This window comes from Aeromonas sp. 75A, assembly GCF_051919425.1.
Taxonomy (GTDB): Bacteria; Pseudomonadota; Gammaproteobacteria; order Enterobacterales; family Aeromonadaceae; genus Aeromonas; species Aeromonas veronii.
In genome coordinates, this window is sequence record NZ_JBQBES010000002.1 from 757,842 (window position 1) to 783,397 (window position 25,556).

23 protein-coding genes, 1 tRNA gene and 1 pseudogene are annotated in these 25,556 nt (G+C 59.9%); 20 read left to right on the forward strand and 5 right to left on the reverse strand.

The annotated features are described in order from the left end of the window. Nucleotides 1-143 precede the first annotated feature (143 nt). The 14 genes and pseudogenes from ACTG2T_RS03315 to exeN all read left to right on the forward strand — a co-directional run bounded on the left by ACTG2T_RS03315 (nt 144) and on the right by exeN (nt 14,057). Nucleotides 144-1,712: an ExeA family protein gene (locus ACTG2T_RS03315; RefSeq protein ID WP_236294857.1), complete on the forward strand. Its 1,569-nt coding sequence runs from the start codon at nt 144-146 to the stop codon at nt 1,710-1,712. Beyond that, on the forward strand, nt 1,712-2,404 hold the full coding sequence (gene exeB / locus ACTG2T_RS03320) for a GspB family T2SS assembly factor variant ExeB (protein ID WP_201944647.1): 693 nt from the start codon (nt 1,712-1,714) through the stop codon (nt 2,402-2,404). Before ACTG2T_RS03315 ends, exeB begins: the two co-directional genes overlap by 1 nt. 227 nt (nt 2,405-2,631) lie before the next feature. Next, on the forward strand, nt 2,632-3,465 hold the full coding sequence (gene exeC, locus ACTG2T_RS03325) for a GspC family type II secretion system variant ExeC (RefSeq protein ID WP_129504515.1): 834 nt from the start codon (nt 2,632-2,634) through the stop codon (nt 3,463-3,465). Between the two features lie 21 nt (nt 3,466-3,486). Continuing rightward, complete coding sequence (exeD, locus tag ACTG2T_RS03330; protein ID WP_064338465.1) at nt 3,487-5,526, forward strand: GspD family T2SS secretin variant ExeD; 2,040 nt, start codon at nt 3,487-3,489, stop codon at nt 5,524-5,526. Further along, complete coding sequence (gene exeE / locus ACTG2T_RS03335; RefSeq protein WP_005338295.1) at nt 5,526-7,031, forward strand: GspE family T2SS ATPase variant ExeE; 1,506 nt, start codon at nt 5,526-5,528, stop codon at nt 7,029-7,031. Before exeD ends, exeE begins: the two co-directional genes overlap by 1 nt. Nucleotide 7,032: 1 nt before the next feature. Beyond that, the gene (exeF, locus tag ACTG2T_RS03340; RefSeq protein WP_005347516.1) at nt 7,033-8,253 is read left to right on the forward strand and encodes a GspF family T2SS innner membrane protein variant ExeF; all 1,221 of its coding nucleotides are present in this window, start codon (nt 7,033-7,035) and stop codon (nt 8,251-8,253) included. A gap of 97 nt (nt 8,254-8,350) precedes the next feature. Next, nucleotides 8,351-8,782 carry a GspG family T2SS major pseudopilin variant ExeG gene (exeG, locus tag ACTG2T_RS03345; protein ID WP_005338297.1) on the forward strand — a complete coding sequence of 144 codons (432 nt, stop codon included), beginning with the start codon at nt 8,351-8,353 and terminating at the stop codon, nt 8,780-8,782. Nucleotides 8,783-8,820: 38 nt separating this feature from the next. Then, complete coding sequence (gene exeH, locus ACTG2T_RS03350; RefSeq protein ID WP_139746442.1) at nt 8,821-9,393, forward strand: GspH family T2SS minor pseudopilin variant ExeH; 573 nt, start codon at nt 8,821-8,823, stop codon at nt 9,391-9,393. Continuing rightward, nucleotides 9,390-9,749, forward strand: coding sequence for a GspI family T2SS minor pseudopilin variant ExeI (gene exeI / locus ACTG2T_RS03355; RefSeq protein ID WP_021229089.1), 360 nt, complete (start codon nt 9,390-9,392; stop codon nt 9,747-9,749). Before exeH ends, exeI begins: the two co-directional genes overlap by 4 nt. After that, nucleotides 9,746-10,393: pseudogene (gspJ, locus tag ACTG2T_RS03360) on the forward strand (type II secretion system minor pseudopilin GspJ); the annotation flags it as partial. The gene exeI and the pseudogene gspJ, both read left to right, overlap by 4 nt. A 103-nt stretch (nt 10,394-10,496) precedes the next feature. Then, nucleotides 10,497-11,498 (forward strand): GspK family T2SS minor pseudopilin variant ExeK, encoded by a 1,002-nt coding sequence (gene exeK / locus ACTG2T_RS03365; RefSeq protein ID WP_330124125.1) that lies wholly within the window; start codon nt 10,497-10,499, stop codon nt 11,496-11,498. Nucleotides 11,499-11,620: 122 nt separating this feature from the next. Next, a complete protein-coding gene (gene exeL, locus ACTG2T_RS03370; protein ID WP_330124124.1) occupies nt 11,621-12,805 on the forward strand; it encodes a GspL family type II secretion system protein ExeL in 1,185 nt (394 codons plus the stop codon). Further along, entirely contained in the window at nt 12,802-13,293 is a 492-nt protein-coding gene (gene exeM / locus ACTG2T_RS03375; RefSeq protein ID WP_330124123.1) for a GspM family type II secretion system protein ExeM, read from the forward strand. Before exeL ends, exeM begins: the two co-directional genes overlap by 4 nt. Further along, nucleotides 13,290-14,057, forward strand: a complete 768-nt coding sequence (gene exeN, locus ACTG2T_RS03380; RefSeq protein ID WP_330124122.1) for a GspN family type II secretion system protein ExeN — start codon at nt 13,290-13,292, stop codon at nt 14,055-14,057. The genes exeM and exeN overlap by 4 nt, the downstream gene beginning before the upstream one ends. Before the next feature lie 63 nt (nt 14,058-14,120). Here the strand turns inward: exeN and ACTG2T_RS03385 are convergent, their stop codons facing one another. The 4 genes from ACTG2T_RS03385 to ACTG2T_RS03400 form a co-directional block, all read right to left on the reverse strand. Further along, nucleotides 14,121-14,765 carry a 3-keto-L-gulonate-6-phosphate decarboxylase UlaD gene (locus tag ACTG2T_RS03385; protein ID WP_330124121.1) on the reverse strand — a complete coding sequence of 215 codons (645 nt, stop codon included), beginning with the start codon at nt 14,763-14,765 and terminating at the stop codon, nt 14,121-14,123. Between the two features lie 125 nt (nt 14,766-14,890). Beyond that, on the reverse strand, nt 14,891-15,583 hold the full coding sequence (locus ACTG2T_RS03390) for an L-ribulose-5-phosphate 4-epimerase (RefSeq protein ID WP_330124120.1): 693 nt from the start codon (nt 15,581-15,583) through the stop codon (nt 14,891-14,893). A 40-nt stretch (nt 15,584-15,623) separates the two neighbouring features. After that, nucleotides 15,624-16,100 carry a PTS sugar transporter subunit IIA gene (locus ACTG2T_RS03395; protein ID WP_330124119.1) on the reverse strand — a complete coding sequence of 159 codons (477 nt, stop codon included), beginning with the start codon at nt 16,098-16,100 and terminating at the stop codon, nt 15,624-15,626. 44 nt (nt 16,101-16,144) lie between these two features. Beyond that, entirely contained in the window at nt 16,145-17,896 is a 1,752-nt protein-coding gene (locus tag ACTG2T_RS03400) for a PTS ascorbate-specific subunit IIBC (protein WP_330124118.1), read from the reverse strand. Between the two features lie 512 nt (nt 17,897-18,408). Between ACTG2T_RS03400 and ulaG the strand changes: the two genes are divergently transcribed. The 4 genes from ulaG to ulaR all read left to right on the forward strand — a co-directional run bounded on the left by ulaG (nt 18,409) and on the right by ulaR (nt 22,164). Continuing rightward, the gene (gene ulaG / locus ACTG2T_RS03405; RefSeq protein WP_021229099.1) at nt 18,409-19,476 is read left to right on the forward strand and encodes an L-ascorbate 6-phosphate lactonase; all 1,068 of its coding nucleotides are present in this window, start codon (nt 18,409-18,411) and stop codon (nt 19,474-19,476) included. Nucleotides 19,477-19,596: 120 nt separating this feature from the next. Further along, complete coding sequence (locus tag ACTG2T_RS03410) at nt 19,597-20,421, forward strand: Cof-type HAD-IIB family hydrolase (protein ID WP_330124117.1); 825 nt, start codon at nt 19,597-19,599, stop codon at nt 20,419-20,421. A 14-nt stretch (nt 20,422-20,435) separates the two neighbouring features. Continuing rightward, a complete protein-coding gene (locus ACTG2T_RS03415; RefSeq protein ID WP_330124116.1) occupies nt 20,436-21,308 on the forward strand; it encodes an L-ribulose-5-phosphate 3-epimerase in 873 nt (290 codons plus the stop codon). A gap of 97 nt (nt 21,309-21,405) precedes the next feature. Further along, the gene (gene ulaR, locus ACTG2T_RS03420) at nt 21,406-22,164 is read left to right on the forward strand and encodes an HTH-type transcriptional regulator UlaR (RefSeq protein WP_021229102.1); all 759 of its coding nucleotides are present in this window, start codon (nt 21,406-21,408) and stop codon (nt 22,162-22,164) included. A 115-nt stretch (nt 22,165-22,279) separates the two neighbouring features. Here ulaR and ACTG2T_RS03425 read toward each other — a convergent pair. Next, nucleotides 22,280-22,367, reverse strand: a tRNA-Ser gene (locus ACTG2T_RS03425). 208 nt (nt 22,368-22,575) lie between these two features. On the opposite strand from ACTG2T_RS03425, the gene ACTG2T_RS03430 reads away from it, so the two are divergent. After that, entirely contained in the window at nt 22,576-23,232 is a 657-nt protein-coding gene (locus ACTG2T_RS03430) for a Bax inhibitor-1/YccA family protein (protein WP_005338308.1), read from the forward strand. 164 nt (nt 23,233-23,396) lie between these two features. Further along, nucleotides 23,397-25,550 (forward strand): YccS family putative transporter, encoded by a 2,154-nt coding sequence (gene yccS, locus ACTG2T_RS03435; protein WP_330124115.1) that lies wholly within the window; start codon nt 23,397-23,399, stop codon nt 25,548-25,550. Nucleotides 25,551-25,556 lie beyond the last annotated feature (6 nt).

Here is a 25,556-nt window from a genome sequence, read left to right on the forward strand (position 1 = left end):
CCAATGACGCAACCGGGATCACAAGATGGCAGGAAAAGGCCGCAATTTGCCCTTCGGCGCCAATGATGGCTTCCAATGAAAGCGAGGTTTGCTATCATCCGGAGACATTTTTCATCTGTCGCCGGCTACAAAAGAATACCCTCATGTACACACAGTTCTTCGGCCTCTCGGAACACCCGTTTTCCATCTCGCCCAATCCCAAGTACCTCTATATGAGCGAGCGCCACGGCGAAGCCCTTGCTCATCTCAACTATGGATTGCAGGATGGCGGCGGCTTTGTGCTGCTGACCGGCGAAGTGGGCACCGGCAAAACCACCGTCTCCCGCTGCCTGCTGCAACAGCTCCCCGCCGAGACCGAGATCGCCTACATCCTCAACCCCTCCCTGACCGAACGGGATCTGCTGGCCGCCATCTGTGACGAGTTTCAACTCCCCTATCCCGAAGATGCCGGGATCAAGCGGCTGTTCGACCTTATTCGCGATCACCTGCTGGCCAACCTGGCGGCAGGCAAGCGCAGCGTGGTACTGGTGGATGAGGCGCAGCACCTGCTGCCCGGCGTACTGGAGCAGCTGCGCCTGCTCACCAACCTCGAAACCGACGAACGAAAACTGCTGCAAGTAGTGCTGATCGGTCAGCCCGAGCTGCAACAGATGCTGCGCCAACCCCTGCTGCGCCAGCTGGCCCAGCGCATTACCGCCCGCTATCACCTGCTGCCGCTCTCTCACAGCGATGTGGATGCCTACGTCCGCTTCCGGCTGCAAGTTGCAGGCTGCGTACAACCCATCTTTACCCCACGCGCCATCAAGACGCTTCATCGCCTGAGTGGCGGCATCCCCCGTTTCATAAACCTCATCTGCGACCGTGCTCTGATCGCCGCTTTCGCCCGTGGCAGCTACAAGATTGTCCACAGCGATATCAGCCAGGCAGCCTTCGAGGTCAATGGCGTTCGGGACGAAGGGAGCTGGGCCTCCGGTCTGATGGTGACGCTGGCGGGCGCCCTGCTGGTGGCCGCAGGCTGGTGGGGCTGGCAATTTTTCGGCGTGTTCCCCTCCCGTCCGGTAGTCAAGGTCGAGGTGCCGGTCACCATCGACGAGACCGCCGAGCAGCAGGAGCAGCTGACCGAGGCGATCAATCAGGCCATCGACCCCGACAGCGCCATGCAGAATCTCTATCGGGTCTGGGGTTATGAACCGGAACCGTTCGAGGCAACCTGCGATAACGCCCCCCGTGCCGGTCTGCGCTGTCAGGAGGGAGAGGCAAGCCTTGACGAGCTGCGCGCCCTGCAGTATCCCGCCATGATCACGCTCACTGACCAGACTGGCGGCCTCTACTATGCAACCCTGGTCAATCTGGGGCCGAACAAGGCCAGCCTGATGATAGGTGACCAGAGCTGGCAGGTGGATCGCCAGTGGCTCAGCGACAACTGGGGCGGCAGCTACACCCTGCTCTGGCGCATGCCGAAAGGGGGCGTCAGCCTGATCGCCAGCAATGCCGGTCAGACCCAGATTCAGTGGCTCGACAATGCCCTCAGCCGTGCGCTGCAACAACCCGAACGCAAGGTGCGCCGTTTCGATGGCGAGCTCAAGAACAAGCTGCAGCAGTTCCAGCGGGATCAGGGGCTCACCCCTGATGGCATCGCTGGCAGCAACACCCTGCTGCGTCTCAACGCCCTCTCCGGTGAACCCATGCCCAGACTGGAGGAGGCCTCCTGATGTCTACCCTGCTCAAGGCGCTGCGCCGTGCGCAGCAACCGCAACTCTCCGCCCATATTCCGGCCATGGGCTTGCCCATGCCCCGGGAAGAGGAGCGCAGCCCACGCCGCATTGGCTGGCTGCTGGCTCCCCTGGCCCTGTTGCTGGGGGCGGGCGCCAACTATGGCTGGCATCTGCTCCACCTGCGCCCCATCGAGGAGAAGGTGGAAGTGAAAGAGGTGATCACTCCACCCTTCGTGCGGGTCGAACCCAAGGCGATGGTGACCCGTCCACTGCCCCCGCCCCTGCCGGAGCCGGTGGCCCAACCCAGAGCAGTGGCCAAAAACGAAGGGACCAGTCAGGGGAATACCCCCGCGCTGAGTCTGGCCGAGCAGCTGATGAAAGCCCTCAATGAAACCCCATTGCAGGAGACGCCACACGCCGCCAGCCAGAACGTGCAACCGGCCCAGTTGATGGCGCTGGGCTCGGCACCCCAGTCGGTGCGCCAGCAGGTGCCGCAATTGAGCTATGGCTCTCATGTGTTCTCCTCCAACCCCGCCAAGCGGGCCGTGGTACTCAATGGCCGGGAATACCGGGAGGGGAGCGAAATCGCCCCGGGAGTCGTGCTCGCTACCATCGACCAGCAATACATAGTGCTGCAGGTCGCCGGACAGAGCGTGACCCTCAAGGCGCTGCAGGATTGGCGAGGATGAGTACGCACCGTACCCTGATGTTCGCTGGCAAGCAGGATGCACCTCACCTGAGTGCCACTTTTGTGAGCATTCAAAGGTTTACGGTGTGATGAAATATCCATTTTTACGGTTTGGCACGCCCGGACCCGTTGTGTCACAGCACTCCGCCGTACACAATACGCAGCCGCCCCAGAGCCTGGAATTTGTTGATTAATATGACGCTACGATTCAGGGATGACATCTTGACCATGCTGCTGGCCCAGTGCCGGCGGCTTCCCATGACCAGAGTCACCCAGGTGGCCTTTCTGGCGCTGCTGATCATGCTGGCCCAGCAGAGCGCCGCCCTCACCTGGCGTCTGCTCACCTTGGCAAGCCCGCAAACCAGCCAACCGTGGCAACCCTCCGCCGTGGCGGTCAACGGCCAGAGCAACCCGCGCCTTGAACTGGGCGAGGTAAGCCGACTGGCACTGTTTGGCAAGGCGATCCCCAAGGCACAGGCCAAAGCCGCCGTGGCCGCCAATGCGCCGCGTACCCAGCTCAATGCCCAGCTCAACGGGGTGTTGGCCAGCTCGGATCCCGCCAAATCCATCGCCATCATCGCCATGTCCGGCATCCAGAACTCCTACGGGGTCGGTGACATGATTGACGGCACCCAGGCGCGGATCCGGCAGGTCTATCCGGATCGGGTGATCATCGAGCGGGATGGCCGCGACGAAACCCTGATGCTGGATGGCGAGGAGTATGGCAAGCCGCTGCCGCAGACCAACACCGCCCCCCTTGGCTCCCTGCGCAGCGAGCTGATGGCCGATCCGGGCAAGATCACCGATTACCTCAATATTTCACCGGTTCAGGTGGATGGCCGCATGACCGGCTATCGCCTCAATCCGGGCAGCAATCCTGAGTTTTTCAACCAGAGCGGGCTGCAGGCCAATGACCTGGCCATCAGCATCAACGGGCTGGATTTACGGGACAACATGCAAGCCATGCAGGCAATGCAGCAGATGGCTGGCGCAACGGAAATGACAGTGACCGTCGAGCGACAGGGCGAACAGTTCGACATCTATGTGCGCTTGTCAGAATAATGATTTGGAGTCGTACCAATAATGACCACTAAAGGGAAAAGCTGGCGTCTGGCCACTATCGCAGCGGCACTGATGATGGCGGGCTCAGCCTGGGCCACCGAATACTCTGCCAGTTTCAAGAACGCCGACATTGAAGAGTTCATCAATACGGTGGGCAAGAACCTCAATAAAACCATCATCATAGAGCCATCGGTACGCGGCAAGATCAACGTGCGCAGCTACGACCTGCTCAATGAGGAGCAGTACTACCAGTTCTTCCTGAGCGTGCTCGACGTCTACGGCTTTGCCGTGGTGCCGATGGACAACGGGGTGCTCAAGGTGCTGCGCTCGCGGGATGCCAAGACCTCCGCCATTCCGGTGGTGGATGGCAGCAACCCGGGCATGGGCGACGAGATGGTGACCCGGGTCGTGCCGGTGCGCAACGTCTCGGTCCGTGAACTGGCGCCGCTGCTGCGCCAGCTCAACGACAACGCCGGCGGTGGCAACGTGGTGCACTACGAGCCCTCCAATGTGCTGCTGATCACCGGCCGCGCCGCCGTGGTCAACCGCTTGGTGGAAGTGGTGAACCGGGTCGACCGCGCAGGCGATCAGGATGTGGACATCATCAAGCTCAAGTTTGCCTCGGCGGGGGAAATGGTGCGGCTGGTGACCAACCTCAACAAGGATGGCAATCCCCAGGGGGGCACCGCTTCCCTGCTGCTCTCCCCCAAGGTGGTGGCCGACGAGCGCACCAACTCTGTGGTGGTGAGTGGTGAGCCGAAAGCGCGCGCCCGCATCATCCAGATGGTGCGCCAGCTCGACCGCGACCTGCAGAGCCAGGGCAACACCCGGGTCTTCTACCTCAAATATGGCAAGGCCAAAGATATGGTCGAGGTGCTCAAGGGGGTCAGCTCCAGCATCGAGGCCGACAAGAAGGGCGGCGGCGCAACCACAGGTGGCGCCAGCATCGGCGGTGGCAAGCTGGCCATCTCCGCTGACGAGACCACCAATGCGCTGGTCATCACCGCCCAGCCGGACGTGATGTCCGAACTGGAGCAGGTGGTGGCCAAGCTCGATATCCGCCGCGCCCAGGTGCTGGTGGAGGCGATCATCGTCGAGATGCAGGATGGCGACGGCCTCACCCTTGGCGTCCAGTGGGGCAATGCCAACGGTGGTGGCACCCAGTTCACCAACTCCGGTCTGCCCCTCGGCAGCGCCATTGCGGCGGGCAAGGATTACCAGAATGGCAAGACCGACACCGCTGCCGGTCTGCTGAAAGAGTTCAACGGCATGGCCGCCGGTTTCTATCACGGCGACTGGGCCATGCTGGCCACGGCGCTGGCCTCCAATACCAAGAACGATATTCTCTCCACCCCGAGTATCGTCACCATGGACAACAAGGAGGCCTCCTTCAACGTCGGTCAGGAGGTCCCGGTCCAGAGCGGTTCGCAAAGCTCCACCACCAGCGATCAGGTGTTCAACACCATCGAGCGCAAGACGGTGGGCACCAAGCTGGTGGTGACCCCGCAGATCAACGAAGGGGATTCGGTGCTGCTCAATATCGAGCAGGAGGTCTCCAGTGTCGCCCAGACCCAGGCGACCGGCACTGCCAACCTTGGCCCCACCTTCGACACCCGTACCGTCAAGAACGCGGTGCTGGTCAAAAGTGGCGAAACCGTGGTGCTGGGCGGTTTGATGGACGAACAGACCAAGGAGCAGGTCTCCAAGGTGCCCTTGCTTGGCGATATCCCGGTGCTGGGCTATCTGTTCCGCTCCACCTCCAACACCACCTCCAAGCGCAACCTGATGGTCTTTATCCGGCCAACCATCTTGCGTGATGCGGACGTCTATACCGGTGTCTCCAGCAACAAATACAGCCTGTTCCGCGCCGAGCAGCTCAATGCCGCCTCGCAGGAGGGGTATCTCACCTCCCCCGCCCGTCAGGTATTGCCTGCCTATGGCCAAGATGTGATGGTGTCGCCCGAGCTGCAAAAAGAGATCCAGAAGCAGATCAACGAGATGCGGAGCAGACAGCAAAGCACTGTCGAAACCACCACCCCGTTTGTGCAGAGTAAACCCTGATGAGTGCCTACCATCTGGATGGAAGCGTTGGGCCTGCGCCACTGCCCGAGCTCCCCTTTGTCTTTGCCCGCAATTTCGGGGTGATCCTGATTGAGCGGGACGGCGCCCCCGTGCTGCAGTGCCGCCCTGGCGTCACCCCGCAGGCCCTGCTGGAGGTGCGGCGGGTCGCGGGTTGCAGCTTCGCGGTGGAGCAGCTCGACAACGAGGCCTTCGAAGAGCTGCTGATGGCCCACTACCAGCGCGACTCCTCCGAGGCGCGCCAGCTGATGGAAGATCTCGGCAACGAGATGGACTTCTTCGCCCTGGCCGAAGAGCTGCCGCAAAGCGAAGATCTGCTGGACGCCGATGACGACGCCCCCATCATTCGCCTCATCAACGCCATGCTGAGCGAGGCGATCAAGGAGGAGGCCTCCGATATCCATATCGAGACCTTTGAGCGAGCACTGGTGATCCGCTTTCGCATCGACGGGGTGCTGCGGGAGATCCTGCGCCCCCATCGCAAGCTGGCCTCACTGCTGGTGTCGCGCATCAAGGTGATGTCGCGGATGGATATCGCCGAGAAGCGGGTGCCGCAGGATGGTCGCATCTCGTTGCGCATCGGCGGCCGGGCGGTGGATGTGCGGGTCTCCACCATGCCGTCCAGCTACGGCGAGCGGGTGGTACTGCGTCTGCTCGACAAGAACAACGTACGCCTCGAGCTCAAGCAGCTGGGGATGACCGCGGCCAACCGCACCATCATCAGCGAACTCATCCGCAAGCCCCACGGCATTATTCTGGTCACCGGCCCGACCGGTTCCGGTAAATCCACCACCCTCTATGCGGCGCTCTCCGAAATCAACTCGCGGGATCGCAACATCCTGACGGTGGAAGACCCCATCGAATATGACCTCGAAGGGGTGGGCCAGACCCAGGTCAATACCAAGGTGGACATGACCTTCGCCCGCGGCCTGCGCGCCATCTTGCGTCAGGATCCGGATGTGGTGATGGTGGGGGAAATCCGAGATCTGGAAACCGCCCAGATTGCGGTACAGGCGTCGCTGACCGGTCACCTGGTGATGTCGACCCTGCACACCAACACCGCCATCGGCGCTATCACCCGGATGCGGGACATGGGGATCGAGCCCTTCCTGCTCTCCTCGTCCTTGCTGGCGGTACTGGCCCAGCGGCTGGTGCGAACCCTCTGCCCCGATTGCCGCGCCCCGCGTCCCATCACCGAGCAGGAGCGCCTCGCCATGGGCATCGAGCTGGCCCCCGATCAGCAGGTGTGGCGTCCGGTCGGGTGCGAGCTGTGCAACCACACCGGCTACCGTGGCCGGACCGGCATTCACGAGCTGGTGGTGATCGACGAAGCAGTGCGTGAAGCCATTCACAGTGCCAGCGGCGAGCTCGCCATCGAGCGACTGATCCGCGGCCACACCCCAAGCATCCGCCGTGATGGCATCGACAAGGTGCTCAAGGGGCAGACCAGCCTCGAAGAGGTGCTGCGCGTGACCCGGGAAGATTGAGATGGCGGCATTCGAATACAAGGCCCTCGACAACAAGGGGCGCAGCAAGAGCGGTGTGATGGAGGGCGACTCGGCCCGTCAGGTACGCCAGTTGCTGCGCGAGCAGGGGCTCACTCCCCTCGAGGTGAACGAGACCACCGAGAAGGCGAAACGGGAAGCGACCCGCTTCGCCCTGTTTCGGCGCGGTGCCAGCACCGCCGAGCTTGCCCTCATCACTCGCCAGCTGGCGACCCTGGTCGGCGCCGGTCTCACCATCGAAGAGGCGCTCAAGGCGGTGGCCGAGCAGTGCGAAAAAGCCCACTTGCGCTCTCTGGTGGCGACCGTGCGCAGCAAGGTGGTGGAAGGTTATTCGCTGGCCGACTCGCTGGGGGCCTTTCCCCATGTATTCGACCAGCTGTTTCGCTCCATGGTGGCGGCCGGTGAAAAATCGGGCCATCTGGAGAAGGTGCTCAACCGCCTCGCCGACTACACCGAGCAGCGCCAGCATATGCGCACCAAGCTGCTGCAGGCGATGATCTACCCCATCGTGCTCACCTGTGTCGCCATCGGGGTTATCTCGATCCTGCTCACCGCGGTGGTACCCAAGGTGGTGGCCCAGTTTGAACACATGGGCCAGCAGCTGCCGGGCACCACCCGCTTTCTCATCGGTACCAGCGAACTGATGCAGGCCTACGGCCTCTGGTTCCTGCTGCTGATCTTCCTTGGCAGCTTTGTCTGGCGCTGGTGGCTCACCGATGAAAAGCGTCGCCGACGCTGGCATCAGGTGCTGCTCGGCCTGCCGGTGATTGGCCGGGTCAGTCGCGGTCTCAACACCGCCCGCTTCGCCCGCACGTTAAGCATCCTCAACGCCAGCGCGGTGCCGCTGCTGGAGGGGATGAAGATCGCCGGCGAAGTGCTCTCCAACGACTTTGCCAGAATGCGCATTCTCGAGGCCGCCGAACGGGTGCGCGAGGGGACCAGTCTGCGCAAGTCGCTGACCGAGACCAAGATTTTCCCGCCCATGATGCTGCACATGATCGCCTCCGGCGAGCAGAGCGGCGAGCTCGACAGCATGCTGGAGCGGGCGGCGGACAACCAGGATCGGGAGTTTGAATCCCAGGTCAATATCGCCCTCGGGGTGTTCGAACCCATGCTGGTGGTCTCCATGGCCGGGGTGGTGCTGTTTATCGTGATGTCGATCCTGCAGCCGATCCTCGAGCTCAACAATATGGTGAATATGTAAGTTTCCGGTGTTCGGTGGCGCCGCTGGCGGCCCGTCGAACCCACCCAGTGATCACTCTCTGATGGGCTATCCCATCTCATTCGTTACGGAGCAACTCATGAACAAACGTCGTCAATCCGGTTTTACCCTGCTGGAAGTCATGGTGGTCATCGTGATCCTCGGCATTCTGGCCAGTCTGGTGGTGCCCAACCTGATGGGCAACAAGGAGAAGGCTGACCAGCAGAAAGCGGTCTCCGATATCGTGGCGCTGGAAAACGCCCTCGACATGTACAAGCTGGACAACAACCGCTACCCGACCACAGAACAGGGTCTGGACGCGCTGGTGACCAAGCCTTCTATCGATCCGGCGCCGCGCAGCTACCGCGATGGCGGCTACATCAAGCGCCTGCCGCAAGATCCCTGGGGCAACCCGTACCAGCTGCTGAGCCCGGGCCAGTTCGGCAAGATCGACATCTTCTCCATGGGTCTGGATGGTGAAGCCGGTACCGATGACGACATCGGCAACTGGAACCTGAAGGATTTCCAATAAGTGATGTGCCGCCACCGCACTCCTTGTGAGCTGACTGCATGAAGCGGTCTCTCTCCTTTCATCGCCAATCCGGCTTTACTCTGCTGGAAGTGTTGCTGGTCGCCATGCTGATGGGGCTGGTGGCTACCGCCGTCACCCTCAGCATGGGAGGCGCCAGAGGGGATCGGGAGCTGGACAAGCAGGCGCGCCGCCTGATGGCGACCCTGCAGCTGGCGCAGGAGTATGCGGTGATGGATGGTCGGCTGGTGGGCATTCGTATCGAGGATAACGGCTGGCAGTTTATGCAGCGTCAGGCCAAGGATCGCAAGTGGCTGGCCCTGACTGGCGACAAGCAACTTGGGCCGGTACAACTGGCCGAGAACATGACGCTGGCACTGGAGCTGGAAGGCTTTGGCTGGCAGCCGGACTCCGACGAGAAAACCGAACAGAAGCGCGACGAGAAGGAGCGCACGCCACAGTTACTTATTTTCCCGGGCGGCGAGCAGAGCCCGTTCGTGCTCACCTTCACCCAGCAGGATGAGGATGCCCGCTACACCCGCATCGTCAAGGGGGATGAGTTCGGCCGCCTCACCCTGCTCACCGGCGATGAAGATGAAGAGGTGAGCGAATGAAAGCCCGGGGCATGACACTACTTGAAGTCATGGTCGCACTGGCCGTCTTTGCCATCGCGGGTCTCGCGGTAATGAAAACCGCCAGCGAACACCTCTCGGCCCTCAACTATCTGGAGCAGAAGACACTCGCCACCTGGGTGGTGGAGAACCAGTTGGTGCAACAGAAGCTCGAGAACAAGTGGCCCGGCGACAGCTGGGTGGAAGGGGATGAGCAGATGGCGGGCAGCACCTGGTACTGGCGCTATCGCGGTGTCGCCACCGCCGACAACAACTTCCGGGCGCTCGATATGGAAGTGCGCACCGAGGCCAAGGCCGAGAACCCGGTCGCCATGATGCGGACCTATATCAGCCGATGACCCAGCACGTTGCCCGCACGCCTCGCCCCGTCCGTCACGCCGGTTTCACCCTGCTCGAAATGCTGGTGGCGATCGCCATCTTCGCGACTCTCAGCATGGGCGCCTATCAGGTGCTGCAGGGGGTGCTCACCAGCGACGAGGTAGCCAAGCGCAAGGAGGCCCGCCTCAACGAATTGCAGCTCGCCTTCACCCTGCTGGAGCGAGACATCACCCAGATGGTGCCGCGCAGCGGTCGCATCGAGGGGGAGAACAACAAGGTGCTGCTGGCGGCCTCCCGGTTCGGCCAGCAGAGCGATGACTGGGGCATGGCTTTTATGCGCAGCGGCTGGCTCAACCCAGATGGCATGCTGCCCCGCTCCCATCTGCAGCGGGTCGGCTGGCGCCTCAAGGATCAGAAGTTGGAGCGCCTGAGCTATCTCTATCCGGATCCGGTGATCGGCACCGAGCCGCGCATCCAGCCGGTGCTGGCGGGGGTCACGGCGTTTCGCCTCTACTTCTTCGACAAGGGCAACTGGAAAGAGGAGTGGACCCAGCGCAGCGTGCTGCCCCACGGGCTGGCAGTGGAGCTGGATCTGGAAGATTACGGCACCATTCGCCGCCAGTTCCTGATAGGTGCCGGTGGCCAGCGCGCCGAAGAGAACAGCCAGAGCAGCAACCCCGACCAAGGTGGCAACAACAACGGGAACAACGGCGGCAACGGCAATACCAATGGCGGTAATGGTGACAGCCAGAACGGAGGGGGCGCCAATGCGGGCTAATCTCGCCGCTCCCGGTCGCCAGCGCGGCATGGCGCTGCTGGTGGTGCTGCTGATCCTCTCGGTGATGGTGATCATCGCCAGCAATATGAGCGGCCGCCTGCAGCTTGAGCTGCGCCGCACCGCCAACATCACCACCGGCAAACAGGCGTGGTGGTACGCCCTCTCGGCAGAAGCGCTGGTGAGCAAGGTGCTGACGCAGGATTTCAAGGACAACCCCGAGGTGGTCAACCTCAGCCAGAACTGGGCCCGCAAGAACACTGTATTTCCGGTGGACGATGGCCAGCTCAAGGGCGAGGTGACCGACCTGCAATCCTGCTTCAACCTCAACAGCCTGAGCGTGGCCTCCAAGGGGGGGAGCGGCGAGGAGCTGGCGCAGCAGCCCTATCCGGTGCAAGTGTTTCGCGAACTGCTCAAGCAGCTGGTGATGGATGATTACGAGGCGGCCCAGCTCACCGATGCCATCCGCGACTGGACTGACAAGGATACGGTGCTGGTCTCCAGCCTTGGCGCCGAGGACGCCTATTACGAGGGGCTCAAGCCCCCCTATCTGACCGCCAATCAGTGGATGCTGGGCAAGGATGAGCTGCGGGCGGTGCGCGGGGTGACGGCCAGGGTCTATGCCAAACTGGCACCCTATGTCTGCACCCTGCCCAACGACAAGTTGAAGATCAATATCAATACCCTTGCCCCCCAGCGCCCCGAGCTGCTGGTCGCCCTCTATCTGGGTACTATCGGGCTGGATGACGCCAAGCGGGTGCTGAACGAGCGGCCACAGAAGGGGTGGAAAGAGAGCAAGCTGATGACGGACATGCTCGCTCCGGTCGATTCGGTGAAAGGACTGAAAGAGGCGCTGGTGGTGAAAAGCGACTTCTTCGAAGCCCGAGTCGTGGCCGAGGTCGGCGATAACCGGGCCTGGCTCGAAACCCTGTTCCAGCGGGGCAAGGATAATAAACTGGTGATGTTGCGCCGCCTCAGTAGTGGCGCCGAATAAACAGCGCATCTGCGGGCCCTCGCCCGCGGGTTCGAGAGATGTTGGATGCAGCCTGCGGGCTGCGCACCGGTTGCCAGGGCGCACAACGCCCTTTGCAAACCGGTATCGCAGGAGAGAGATGCGTGAGCGAAAGTCTGGTCATCCGACTGGGGACCAATAAACAACAACCCGTGGCCTGGCTGGTCTGGTCCGGTCAGGAGCAGGAGATCATCGCCTCCGGCACCCTACCTTCGGCCGATGCCCTGAGCGAGCTGCAGGAGCGGGCCGGTGGCCGCCCCGTAGTCACCCTGGTGCCGGGCAGCGATCTGATCTTCCGGCGCGTCACCCTGCCGGGTCGCTACAACCGCCAGTCGGCGGCGGCCCTCCCCTATCTGCTGGAGGAGCAGATCGCCTCCGACGTGGACGAGCTCCATCTGGTGGTGCTGGCCCACGAAGGTCAACAGGTCGACCTGATGGCGGTGGATCGGCAGAAGATGGCCGAGTGGCTCGGCTGGCTCGATGCCGCTGGCCTCAAGAGCCTGCAACTGCTGCCCGATGTGCTGGCGCTGCCACAGGCCGCTGATGGCTGGTCAGCCCTGCAACTCGGCAGCGAGTGGCTGGTACGCCAGGGCCCCTGTCAGGGGATCGTCGCCGACGAACCGCTGCTGGCTATTTTGCTGGCGACTGAAGCGGAGCCGGTCACCATCCACAGCCACACCCCGGAGCCCGCCATTGCCGCCGCCAACTGGCAGGCGGCGGAGCCCGAACTCCCCATGCTGCTGCTGGCCAAAGGGGCCCTCACCTGCCGGGCCAACCTGCTGACCGGCCCCTATCGGCCGCAGACCGAATATGCCCGCTACTGGTTGCAGTGGCGCAAGGTAGCCATCACCGCCGGTCTGTTGGTGCTGGTGGCCCTCGGCCAGCGCGGGGTGCAGCTCTATCAGCTCACCGAGCAGGACAAGGCACTGAAAGCGGAGATCCGTGCCGTCTATACCCGCATCTTCCCGGGTGAGAGCCGCATCGTGAACGTGCGCAGCCAGATGAACCAGCATCTGCAACAGATGGGACAAGCCCCGCAAAACGGCGTGCTGCTGATGCTCACCGAGCTTGCCCCCACCTTTGCCGAAGTCCCCGGTCTGAAACCACAGGTGGTGCGCTTTGATGCCAGTCGCCGCGAGCTGAGGCTGCAGGTGACCGCCCCAGGCTTTGCCGAGATCGAGCGGTTCCGTGAGCTGGCTGGCAAGCAATTCGAGGTACAGCAAGGCGAGGTGCGCAGCACCGAGGGCAAGGTAGAGGGCGCACTGGTGCTCAAGGGTAAATCATCATGATGGAAAAATTGCAGAGCTGGTGGCACGGCATCACCGCACGGGAACAGCGGCTGGTGGTCGCAGGCAGCGTTCTGCTGCTGGTCGGTCTCTTCTACTGGAGCGTCTGGCAGCCCATCGCCAACCGCATCGCAGAGCGGGAGCGGCAGGTGCAGAACCAGCAGCAGACTCTCGCCTGGCTCAAGGAGAAGGGTGAAGAGGTGCTGGCCATGCAGGGTGGATCGGGTCGCCAGATCGACACCAGCGGCACCCTGGAAGGGGTGGTCAACCGCACCGCCTTCAACCACAAGATCAAGATTGCCCGGCTGCAACCCCAGGCGCAGGAGCTGCAAGTGTGGATCGACACGGTCCAGTTCGATGACTTGCTGCTCTGGCTCTCCACGCTGGTGGAGCAGCACGGTATTCAGGTTCAAATCATCGAGATCGCCCGCGAGGATCTGGCCCCGGGTCTGGTCAAGGTCAGACGTTTGCAGTTGAGTCGTCCCCAATGAAAAAACGCATCCTGATTGCCAGCCTGTTTCTGGCAGCCTACTTCGTCTTCCTGCTGGCGACCCTGCCCGCGGCGCTGGTGGCGCGCCATCTGCCGCTGCCTGCCAACGTTGCCAACCTGCTGAAACTGGAAGGGGTGAGCGGCACCCTCTGGAGTGGCCAGATCGCCCGACTGCAATATGCCAGCGAATCGGTGAACCAGCTGCGCTGGGATTTCAACGGCTGGTCGCTGCTGCGCTTCGCCCCCGAAGTGGCCATACGCTTTGGCGATCGCAACGGGCTGAACGGTCAGGGCGTTGTCGGCTGGAATGGCGCCGCCTTCGGCCGTGACCTGACCCTTAACGCCCCCGCTCCCTGGTTGCTGAGCCGGGTGCCGATACGCCTGCCGATCCCGCTTACCGTCACCGGTCAGCTGCAGCTCAAAGTGGAGCAGTTTGCCCAGGGCAACCCCTGGTGTGACAACCTCTACGGCAACCTCGACTGGTACAACGCCAGCGCCGATACCCCGGCGGGCAAGCTGGATCTGGCTGACCCCGAGCTGAAACTCACCTGCCTCGACTCCAAACTGGTGGCCGAACTCAAGCAGGGCTCGGATGCGGTGCAGACCATGGGTCGCCTCGAGCTGCAACCTAATGGCCAATACCTGTTCCAGGGCACCCTGAAACCGGGCCCGGCACTGCCACCGCAGATGCAACAGGGGCTTCCCTTCCTCGGCCAGCCCGACAGTCAGGGCCGCTTTCCCCTGCGCTATCAGGGGCGGATCTAACCCCTGCTGCGACAAGGCCCCGGAGTATTTTCGGGGCCTTTATTCGCTAATAACCTGCTCCTGTTACCAATATTTGTTTATCTCGCGGCGCAACGCTTCAGCAGTTGCCTGACCGCTTTCTGAGGCCAGTGCACGTCCGGCGATAAAGGTCTTGGCCCTAATCCCTTCAAACAGATGGATATCTTCCGGCACGATACCGCCGGTGATCGACAGTTCCAGCCCCAGCTCGGAGAGTGCCCGCATCTTGCTCAAATCGGCCTGCGTCCAGCTGACCCCGGCCAGCTCGGCATCCCGCGAACGGTGATAGATAGCCTGGGTGATCCCCATATCGGCCCACTGTTTGGCATCATCCAGCGTCCAGTTGCCATAGATCTCGATCTGGCTCTCCCCACCAAACTCGTCCGCGACTTTCTTGCAGGCAGCAATGGTAGCGACATGTGCGGCAGCCGATACCGTGATCCAGTCAGCTCCGGCCGAGAAGGCCATGTGAGCCAGAATGGCACCACCATCTGTGGTCTTCATATCACACACGATAATGTGATCAGGATGACGCTCGCGCATGGTACGTACCGCAGACATGCCTTCCGCAAAGGCCAGAATAGTGCCGACCTCGATCACCTCGACATAACCGGCAACGCGATCGGCAATATCCACGGCGGTAGCAAGATCGGTAGAATCCAGAGCAATCTGTAACATTGGTTTGGTCATACTATATTTCCTCAATTTAAAACCTTGGCTTAATTGATTGGCCCATTAATTTAAAGTCGATAAAGGGCCGTAACCTGATGTCACTAATATAAATAGATGGGTAATTTAAATAATGGGCCAACTAATTAACGCTGGCCGTAATAGGCATTCTCACCATGCTTTCTGAAGTAGTGTTTATCAGACAACTCCTGCGTAATATGGATGGCCGGGTTCAACGCTCTGGTTGCCAGCGCCATGGTAGCGACCTCCTCCAGCACCAGCGCATTGTGCACCGCATCCACCGCACTCTTGCCCCAGCAGAAGGGGGCATGACCGGTGATGACCACGCCTGGCAAGGCCTGCGGATCCAGATCCCGTCGCTGAAATTCTTCGACAATGACCTTGCCGGTATTTTTTTCATAATCAATGCGGATTTCATCTTCAGTCAGCGGACGGGTGCAGGGAATATCGCCATAGAAATAATCGGCATGGGTGGTACCCAAGGCGGGAATATCCATTCCTGCTTGCGCCCAAATAGTGCCATGACGGGAATGGGTGTGCACAATACCGGAAATGCCTTTAAACGCTTTATATAAAACCAGATGAGTTGCGGTGTCACTGGACGGGGATAAATGCCCATCAACGATCTGGCCTGCCAAATCAACTACCACGATATCGTCAACGGTCATATTGTCGTAAGAGACCCCCGATGGCTTGATGGCCACCACGCCTAGGCTGCGATCAATCTGGGATACATTGCCCCAGGTCAGGGTAACCAGACCGTACCGGGGCAACAGCAGGTTGGCCTCCAGTACCGCCTCTTTCAATGAGTTGTACATTTCGTTCTCCTGGGCCCCTTGCGGAACCCCGTTGGGTGCCTCAGACCACTTGCGCCAGCGCCTGATCAATGACGTTGAATACATCTGCCGTGCTTTGGCACGCTCGCAGCTTGTCGAGGTTGATCCCGCTCTCGCTGTTTTCATCCTCCAGCACCTGAGTCACCTCCATCAGCCCCTCCATGTGTTCATCCGAGGTGCTGCCCGCCAGCGTTACCAGCACGTCCACCGGCTCCTCTTCCCCTTCAAATTTCACCGGCGTGGTCAGGGTGACCAGTGCAAACGCCGTGCGATTGACTCCATCCTCCGGCCTCGCATGGGGCATCGCAAACTGGGGAGCAATCACGATATAGGGCCCCATTTTTTCAATGCTGCCGATGATCGCATCGTGGTAGCGAGACTCCACGGCACCGGAGCGGATCAGCATGTCAGTACCCAGCTTGATGGCACTGCGCCAGTCGCTGGCGGCCGAGTTGAGCAATACAGAGTTGTTTTCCATCAGAGATTGTTTGAATTTCATCTTGTTCTCCTTGCCCGCTGCCGAGTGCAGCGAGGCTCATCGGCTTAATTTGCAAAGTTGTTCTTGATGATGCCCAGCAGTTCATCACCAAACGAATTGGGGTTGAGCATGTTCTGTACGCCCAGCACGAATTTGCCCTCACCGGGGCTCATCTCACCGGCAAGATGCTTGGAAGAGACGATGATGTCGGTGGTCTGCAGCTTGGTTTTGTAATCAGCAACGGCGCAGGAGTCCATGACATGAGGCACACCACGCTGCTCGAGAAACTTGCCGATCTTCATCTTCATCATCATGGAGGAACCCTGACCGTTGCCGCATACCGCCAGGATCCGCACTGCATGCCCCCCTTTGGCACTCTCGACTGGCGAGGCTGGCAGATCGGTCTCATCTTCTGCCGCGGCGGCACTCGGGACGGCCATATCCTCTTCCATCCGCAGGGTGCGGGAAGCGAAGTACATATAGAGCCCGGCGCCAGCCAGTAACACCACGAAGAACAGGGAAGATAACGAGAGGCCCTGCATGATCACCGGGAATACCAGCGCCCAGTCAGCCATCCCCATCCAGCCATTGAAGCTGGTGCCATTGACAGCGAACAGGTGGATAGCCCAGGCAGAACCCAGTACCTCGATGATCCCCATGACGAAGCAGATCTTCATCACCGCTCGCCAGCCGCCAAAGTGGTTGGCGAACACCCCTATGGTGGCGTTGGAGAAGAACATGGGAATGAAGCCCGGGATAATCATGATGGGCGCCTGGAATGCCAGCAGGGCAAGCACAGCAAGGAACTGACCGATAGCCCCCCACATGAAGCCAAAGACCATGGCATTCGGCGAGTAGGCGTAGATAGCGGCGCAATCGATTGCCAGGACGGCGTTGGGAATGACCCGTTCGGAGATCCCCTTGAAGGCCTCGGAGAGTTCGGCAACGAACATCCGCACCCCCACCACGATGACCTGAATAGCGACCGCAAACTTGAGACCGGTCTCGAGAATGTAGATGGACCAGTGAGTCTGACCCGCCATCTGTTGCAGATTATCGAGGCCAAACGAGAGCAGGATGATACCGAAGAAGATGGTCATCACGATGGCGGTCGCCGTGATGCTGTCGTGGAAGATGTGCAGCCACTTTGGCAGCTTCAGGTGATCGACGCTCTCTTCTTTATTGCCCAGTTTCGGAGCCACCTTGGTGGCAATCCAGGAAGCGACCTGTTGCTGGTGGCCGATGGAGAACCCCGCCCCGCCTGTCACTTCCTGAGTAGGCTTGAACATGATGTTGGAGGAGATCCCCCAATAGAGCGCCATGATGACGGCGGAATAGAGGATGGTTTCCCACATCGAGGCCCCCATCACCATATAGAAGACCGCGATCAGACCTACCTGCTGAAACATTATGTGGCCGGTCAGCATGATGGTGCGGATCCCGGTATAGCGCCGCAGCAACACCAGCAGAATATTGAGGGCAAGGGCCAGCAATACAGCATATCCGACCCAGGAGTAGTTCTCTCCCATGGTTTCCATGGTCGCCATCATGGTGGTGTAGGGATCAATCACTGAACCGGTGAGGTGATGATATTCCGCAATTTTGTCCACCACCGGCTTGAAGCCTGCCACCAGCGTACTGGCGCCCACCTGCACCAGCATGAAACCGACGATGGTCTTCACAGTGCCCTTGACGACCGTCGTGCCATCCTGCTTGAGCAACAGGTAGCCAATACAGGTCACCAGCCCCAACAGCAGGGGTGCCTTGGTCATCACCTGACTGTAAAAGATGTAAAAAGCGTTGTAGAGGGTTTCCATATTTATGCTCCGTCCAGATGAGGACAACTCATGGCTATTGGATTGGTGCGGACATCTCACCATTCATATGGGCATTGCTTTACCTGACGCCCCGCGAGCAGATTCAACTGCCACCACTCACTATCAAATCCAAAATAATCATACATAATCACACCGTGATTTATTGTGATGAAGATCGAGGTCGAGAGAATCTCTTTTTTCCACCATCTGGATGTAAAATTTCGGTTAAAAGGGTACTCAAAGCTGCATGAAAGGATTCAATAAATCCATAAAAATAGGCAATAAATAAGTAAATCCAATAAATACAAACACTTAAAAATGTACTCATCTCTTGATTGTGATATGCCGCAATTAATCTCACAAAACAATCACCACAATCATTGATAATCACAATGACGGGTAATATAGTCACAACCAATCAAAGCAAATCACTGACTCGCAACCATGCAAGTCATGTCATCACCCGATGAATCACCACTGTGTGAACCATCCAAATCAGAAAGGTATGTGAGATGAGCAAGATTGAAGAAATCACCCGTGAATCGTGGATCCTCAGCACCTTCCCCGAGTGGGGTACCTGGCTGAATGAAGAGATTGAGCAGGAAGAGGTCAAACCGAATACCTTCGCCATGTGGTGGCTGGGTTGCACCGGTATCTGGCTGAAGTCTGCCGGCAATACCAACATCTCCATCGACTTCTGGTGCGGCACGGGCAAGCGAACCCATGGCAATCCCTACATGAACAAGCAGCACCAGATGATGCGGATGGGGGGCGTGCGCAAGCTGCAACCCAACCTGAGAACCTCACCTTTCGTGCTCGATCCGTTCGGGATTAAAGATATCGATGCAGTGCTCGCTACCCACGATCATGCCGACCATATCGACGTCAATGTGGCGGCTGCCGTGCTGCAAAACTGTGGTGAGCATGTGAAGTTCATCGGCCCGAAAGCCTGTGTCGACCTCTGGTTGCGCTGGGGGGTGCCTGCCGAGCGTTGCGTGGTAGCCCGCGTTGGTGACGAGATCCCGGTGGGCGATATCGTGATCCAGGTACTCGATGCCTTTGACCGTACCGCGCTGGTCACCCTGCCGGCGGGGGTCTCCTCCACCGACAAGAGCATTCTGGATGGCATGGATGATCGGGCAGTGAACTATCTGGTCAAGACATCCGGGGGCAACCTCTACCACTCGGGTGATTCTCACTACTCCAACTACTACGCCAAGCATGGCAATGACTACCAGATCGATGTGGCGCTGCTCTCTTATGGCGAGAACCCCCGCGGCGTGACTGACAAGATGACCTCATCAGACATCTTGCGGGCCGGGGAGTCCCTCAACACCAAGGTGGTGATCCCGTTCCACCACGATATCTGGGCCAACTTCCAAAGCGATCCCCGCGAGATCGAAGTGCTCTGGAACATGAAAAAGGATCGCCTCGGCTATCGCTTCAGCCCCTTCTTCTGGCAAGTCGGTGGCAAGTACACCTTCCCGACCGACCAGAGCAAGCTGCACTACCAGCACCCGCGCGGGTTCGATGACATCTTCATCGATGAGCCGGAGCTGCCTTACAAATCCTTCCTGTAAGCACGCCCTGTCATACGTCGGGTAATACGAGGGATGGTGATGGAGATGGGCCAGCAAAGCTGTCATCTCAATCACCCCCTCTATTACCCCCACCTCACCGGATAACAAGAAGATCAGACGATGCGCTATCACGCCCTGGCCCTCGATCTCGATGGCACCACCCTGACCAGTGCTCACACCATCATGCCGGCTGTCAAAGAGGCCATCATGAGGATCAAGGAGCAGGCCACCGTCATACTGGTCACCGGCAGACACCACACAGCCGCCCACCCCTATCACCACGAACTGGGGCTGACCACTCCCATCATCTGCTGCAACGGCACCTACGTTTACGACTACGACCGGCGCGCCGTGCTGGCAGAGAACGCCATTCCCCATGAACTGGCACAACGCTTTATCGCGCTGGCAAGGGAGCACAGGCTCAACCTCGTCATGTATGTCACTGACCGCATGGTCTACTCCGCTCATCAGCCGGTGCGTTACGTGGCGGCCCTACAGCAGTGGGCCAGCGGCTTTGCGCCGCCGATCCAGCCGCAGGTAGCCAGTGTTGACTCGTTTGAAGAGGAGCTGGCCAACAGCAGCCATGTCTGGAAGTTCGTGGCCGAGGGAGAGATCGCCGCCATTCAGGCCTTCTCACATCACCCCTGGGTACGCGAACACTTCAGTGGCGAGCAGTCATGGGCCAATCGGGTCGATTTTGCCCGCCGCGGCAACAGCAAGGGAGCGCGACTGCAGGATTATCTGGACCAGCAAGGGATCAGCCCGGCGCGACTGGTCGCCATCGGCGACAACCACAACGACACCTCCATGATCTGCCTCGCAGGGATGGGCATCGCCATGGCCAATGCCGAGCAGGAGGTCAAACAGATGGCCAACAGGGTCACCTGCGAGAGCAACGACGAGGGCGGGATCTTCGAGGTATTGAACCGCTATTTCCCTATCTGAATGCAGGAGCTTGTATGCACCACTTTGACCATGCCTTACGCCTCGGCCTTTATGAAAAAGCGATGCCCTCTGCACTGGAGTGGCAAGAGAAAATTCTGTCGGCCAAGGAGCTTGGCTTTGATTTCATCGAGATATCCATTGATGAATCAGATGAAAAACTGCAACGGCTCGATTGGTCAGATAGCGAAATCTATCGGCTCAGACGCCTGTGCGAGCAGCACAGCTTGCCGTTGCACTCCATGTGCCTGAGCGCCCATCGCCGCTTTCCGTTTGGTTCGCAGGATCCGGCCATCCGCGCACAGGCGGCCATCATCATGGAAAAAGCGATCAATCTGGCGTACAAGCTCGGCATTCGCTGCATCCAGCTGGCGGGCTATGACGTCTATTACGAACCGCAAAGCGATGAGACCCACCGCCACTTCATCGACGGGATGAAGGCGGCTGCCAAAATGGCAGAGCGGGCAGGCATCATGCTGGGTGTGGAGATCATGGATACCCCCTATCTCAACTCCCTCAGCAAATTCGAGGTGCTGAAAAAGCAGATCCCCTCCCCCTACTTCATGGCCTACCCGGATGTCGGCAATATCACCGGCTGGAACTATGACACCTGCACCGAGCTGCAATTGAGTGCAGACCATATCGTGCAGCTCCACCTCAAAGACACCCGCAAGGTAACGGCCAGTTGCAGCGGGCAGTTCCGTGATCTGGTCATTGGCGAAGGAGAGGTCGACTTTGCCGTCATTTTCCACACTCTGGCAAAAATCGGTTACAACGGCCCCCTGGTGCTGGAGATGTGGGCCAAGGATGAAGAGTGGGCCAGCAACCTGAAAACGGCCAAGGGGAGACTGGTCGAACACGCTCGGCAAGCCGGTCTGGCGATCGCCTGAACGCCCATTATCAGAAGAGTTAACAAGGTTGCTGTCATCGACACCTATGCGCGATATAATCACCACCCAATCAGATTCAATCATCATCAGGCATGATATGACAGAAGCACATCGCCATAACGCCATTTTGGAACTGCTCAATCAGAAACGTCATCTGTCGGTCAACAGCATAATGCAAGCCTTTGATATTTCTCCGGCCACTGCGCGCCGCGATATCAACAAGCTCAATGACTCCGGCAAGCTGCGCAAGGTGCGCAACGGGGCCGAAGCCCTGATGCAGGCCAGAAAGGCCCACTGGTCTCCTCTCGACAGCAATGAAAGCCTCAATCACAGCGAAAAGGTGCGCATCGCACAGGCAGCAGCAGCCCTGATCAAACCGGGGGAAAGCGCGGTCATCAACTGTGGCTCCACCGCCTTCGTGCTGGGTCAGGAGATCTGCGGACAAGATGTTCAGGTCATCACCAACTACTTCCCGCTCGCCAACTACCTGATCGAGAATGACCATGACGGCGTGGTGATCATCGGTGGTCAATACAACAAATCGCAATCCATCACCCTGGCACCGCAGGACGAGATCTCCTCCCTCTATGCCGGGCACTGGATGTTTACCAGCGGCAAGGGTGTCACCGCCGATGGTCTCTACAAGATGGATATGCTGACCGCCATGGCGGAGCAGAAGATGCTCAACCACGTCGGCCGACTGGTGGTACTGGCCGACAGCAGCAAGGTGGGACAACGGGCAGGTATGCTGTTTTGCGCCGCCAGCAAGATCGACATTCTGATCACCGGCAAGGATGCGGATAAAGAGGTTATCGAGCAGATCAAAGCCAAAAATGTGCAGGTCATTCTGGTCTAGGACATAAAGTGCCGGGGCGCTTTGTAGGCGCCTTCTTTCAAGACCATTTTCGGCCAGAAACCGTAGATACGAAAAAGCCCAAGCGATTGAATCGCTTGGGCTTTCTCTTTGAATATGGCGGAGGAGGTGGGATTTGAACCCACGGATGGTCGCCCATCGCCGGTTTTCAAGACCGGTGCATTCAGCCGCTCTGCCACCCCTCCGAACGGCGTGCATACTACGCTAAGCCCTTGTTCATATGCAATACATATTTCCTGTGGGATAGTGTGCGGGAGCAAAATGGCAGGTGGCTTGAAATTGTTCCTCGTCATCCCTATTTGTTCTACATACAATGCGTAAACATGCAGTAACAAACAGCGATCACGAGGCGGCTGCTCGCCGTCTCACCCGGACATCAAGAGGACACCCAAGATGGATACCCGTTCTATCTACACTGGCACCCAAAGTGCCGTACGCGATACCAACAAGGTGCTGCGTAACACCTATATGCTGCTCTCCCTCACTCTGGGCTTCTCTGCCGTGGTGGCGGGGGTCGCTACCGTGATGAACATGCCGCCGCTGCACTGGGCCGTGTTCCTGATCGGTGTCTACGGTCTGATGTTCCTGACCGAGAAGAATCGCAACAACGGCATGGGGCTGGTCTTCACCTTCGCCCTGACCGGTCTGCTGGGCTATAGCCTGGGCCCCATCATCAACATGTACATGAACAATGGTGGTGGCGAGATCGTGATGACCGCCCTTGGCGGCACCGCGCTCACCTTCTTCGGTCTGTCGGCCTATGCCCTGACTACCAAGCGTGACCTCTCTTTCATCGGCGGCATGCTGTTCGTCGGTTTCTGGGTACTGCTGGTGGCCATGATTGCCAACATCTTCCTGCAGATGAGCGCCCTGAGCCTGGCCCTGTCCGCCATGTTCATGCTGTTCTCTTCCGGTGCCATCCTGCTGACTACCCAGCAGATCGTGCGCGGCGGCGAGACCAACTACATCTCTGCCACCGTCACCCTGTATGTCTCCATCTACAACATCTTCCTGAGCCTGCTGAGCCTGCTTGGCGGCAACCGCAACTAATCAGAAACCCCGCTTCGGCGGGGTTTTTATTGGCTCCGATTTTTGTCAGGATAAGTTGTAAATCAAGGATATGAAGCGAAGTGGCCCTGATTTGGATCAGGGCCACTTCGCGCTTGGCGGGTTACTATCTCGCTCTCGTTTCGATCAAGGGTTTCACCTGTCTCATGCCGATGGATCTCTCTGGCCTGCTGCGCCGACTGCTGACCGATAGTCACATCTACTTCGCTCTCAAGGTGCTGCTGGCCATTCTCGGTCTGCTCGCCTTCACCCTGGCCACCGGCAATATCCAGCTCACCGTGCTGCTCTCCCTCGGGGTAGTGGCGGGCGCCATCGCCGAAACCGACGACAGCCTGTGGGGACGGCTCAAAAACCTCGCCATGACGCTGATTTGCTTCATGTTCGCGTCCCTGTGTGTGCAGTATCTCTACCCCACCCCCTGGCTGTTTGCCATCGGGCTGGCCAGCTCCACCTTTATCTTCGTGATGGTGGGGGCGCTCGGTGCCCGCTACGCCACCATCAGCTTCGGCTCGCTGCTGATCGCCATCTACACCATGCTGGGTGCCGCCAAGGCGCCGGATCTCTTCTACCAGCCGCTGGCGCTCGGCGCTGGCGCCCTCTGGTACGGGCTGGTCTCGTTTATCTGGCTCTGGCTGCTGCCCTACAAGACCCTGCACGAGCAACTGGCCCAGAGCTACTTCGCCCTTGGTCGCTACCTGCTGGAAAAATCCCGCTTCTTCCCGGCGGACGAGCACGGCGCCCAGGCCATTCGCCACAATCTGGCCCAGCTCAATATCAATCTGGTGAGCGCGCTAACCCTCACCAAATCGGCCCTCAACGCCCGCCTGAGCCGCCGCCATCCGGCGAGCCCCGAGCTTGCCAGCTTGCTGCGCCTCTACCTGCTGGCGCTGGAAATCCACGAGCGCGCCACCTCCAGCCACTACCCCTACAGCCGGCTGGAAGCAGAGCTCAAGCAGGGCATAGTACTGGAAGGATTTCAGGAGGTGTTCCTGCAGCTCTCCGAGGCGTGCCAGCGGCTGGGTTACGCCATTCTGGTGCACAAGCCCTACGCCCATAACAAGCGCATCCACTGGACGCTGGAGGCCCTTGGCGATCAGCTGGAGTTCACCAATCTCAAACAGCACTACCCGAAAACCCTGCTGACGCCGATGAAGTTCCTGCGCCGCAATCTGGCCAGCATCAACCAGCTGCTCGGCAGCGCCGAAGTGCTGCAAAACCCCGAGCAGCCGGAGCAGGAGCTGCCCGCGCTGGCGCGCCCGCCCCGCCTGCCGCTGCTGACCCAGCTCAAGCAGCACCTCACCTTGCACTCCATGGTGTTTCGCCACGCGCTGCGTTTGTCGCTTGGTCTGGTGATCGGCTACGGCATACTGCAAGCCTTTGATCTGGAAAAGGGCTACTGGATTTTGCTGACCGTGCTGTTTGTCTGCCAACCCAGCTACAGCGCCACCCGCCGCCGACTGGTGCAGCGGATGCTCGGCACCTTCGCCGGTATTCTGGTGGGCATTCCGGTGCTCTGGCTGTTCCCCGAGCTGCACGTCCAGCTGGTGGTGATGGGGCTCGCCGCCTTCCTGTTTTTCACTCAGGTGCGCAACAACTACAGCGCCGCGGTCTGCTTTATCACCCTCTACGTGCTGATGGCGTTCAACCTGCTCGATGGCATCGGCTTTGCCATTCTGGGGCCACGCTTGCTCGATACCCTGCTCGGCTGCCTGATCTCCTACGGGCTGGTGGCCTGGCTCTGGCCGGACTGGCAGTACAAGCGGCTGCCGGCCCTGATCGCCAACTCGCTGTCAGCCAACGCCCGCTACCTCTCGGCAGTGCTGGCGAGCCTCAAGCAGCAGCGGGACGAGTCCATCGACTATCGGGTGGCGCGCAAGAGCGCCCATCTGGCGGACAGCGAACTGGCCACAGCCTGGCAGAGCATGCTGGTGGAGCCGCAAAAGCGCCGCCGCTTCCTCGATCTCTGCTTTACCCTCACCTGGCGCAACCACGCCCTGCTCTCCTACATCTCGGCGCTGGGGGCCCATCGCGACAAGCTGGAGGCCATCAGCGGGCTGGATGAGGTGCGCCACCACATCTGCCACACCCTGGAGCAGGCCGCTGGCCATCTGGCAGGCAACCCCTCCAGCTCCATCGGTGGTCAGTGTCCGGTGATAAGTCCGGATAGCAGCGAGGAGCAGCTGATGCTGACCCAGCAGCTCAACCTGATCAGCGAGCTGGCGGATCAGCTGCTGCATCTGGCCAACGAGAGCCGGTTGCTCACCGGGGATCAAGGCGCTACCATGCCCGCCCAATCCTGATAGCCC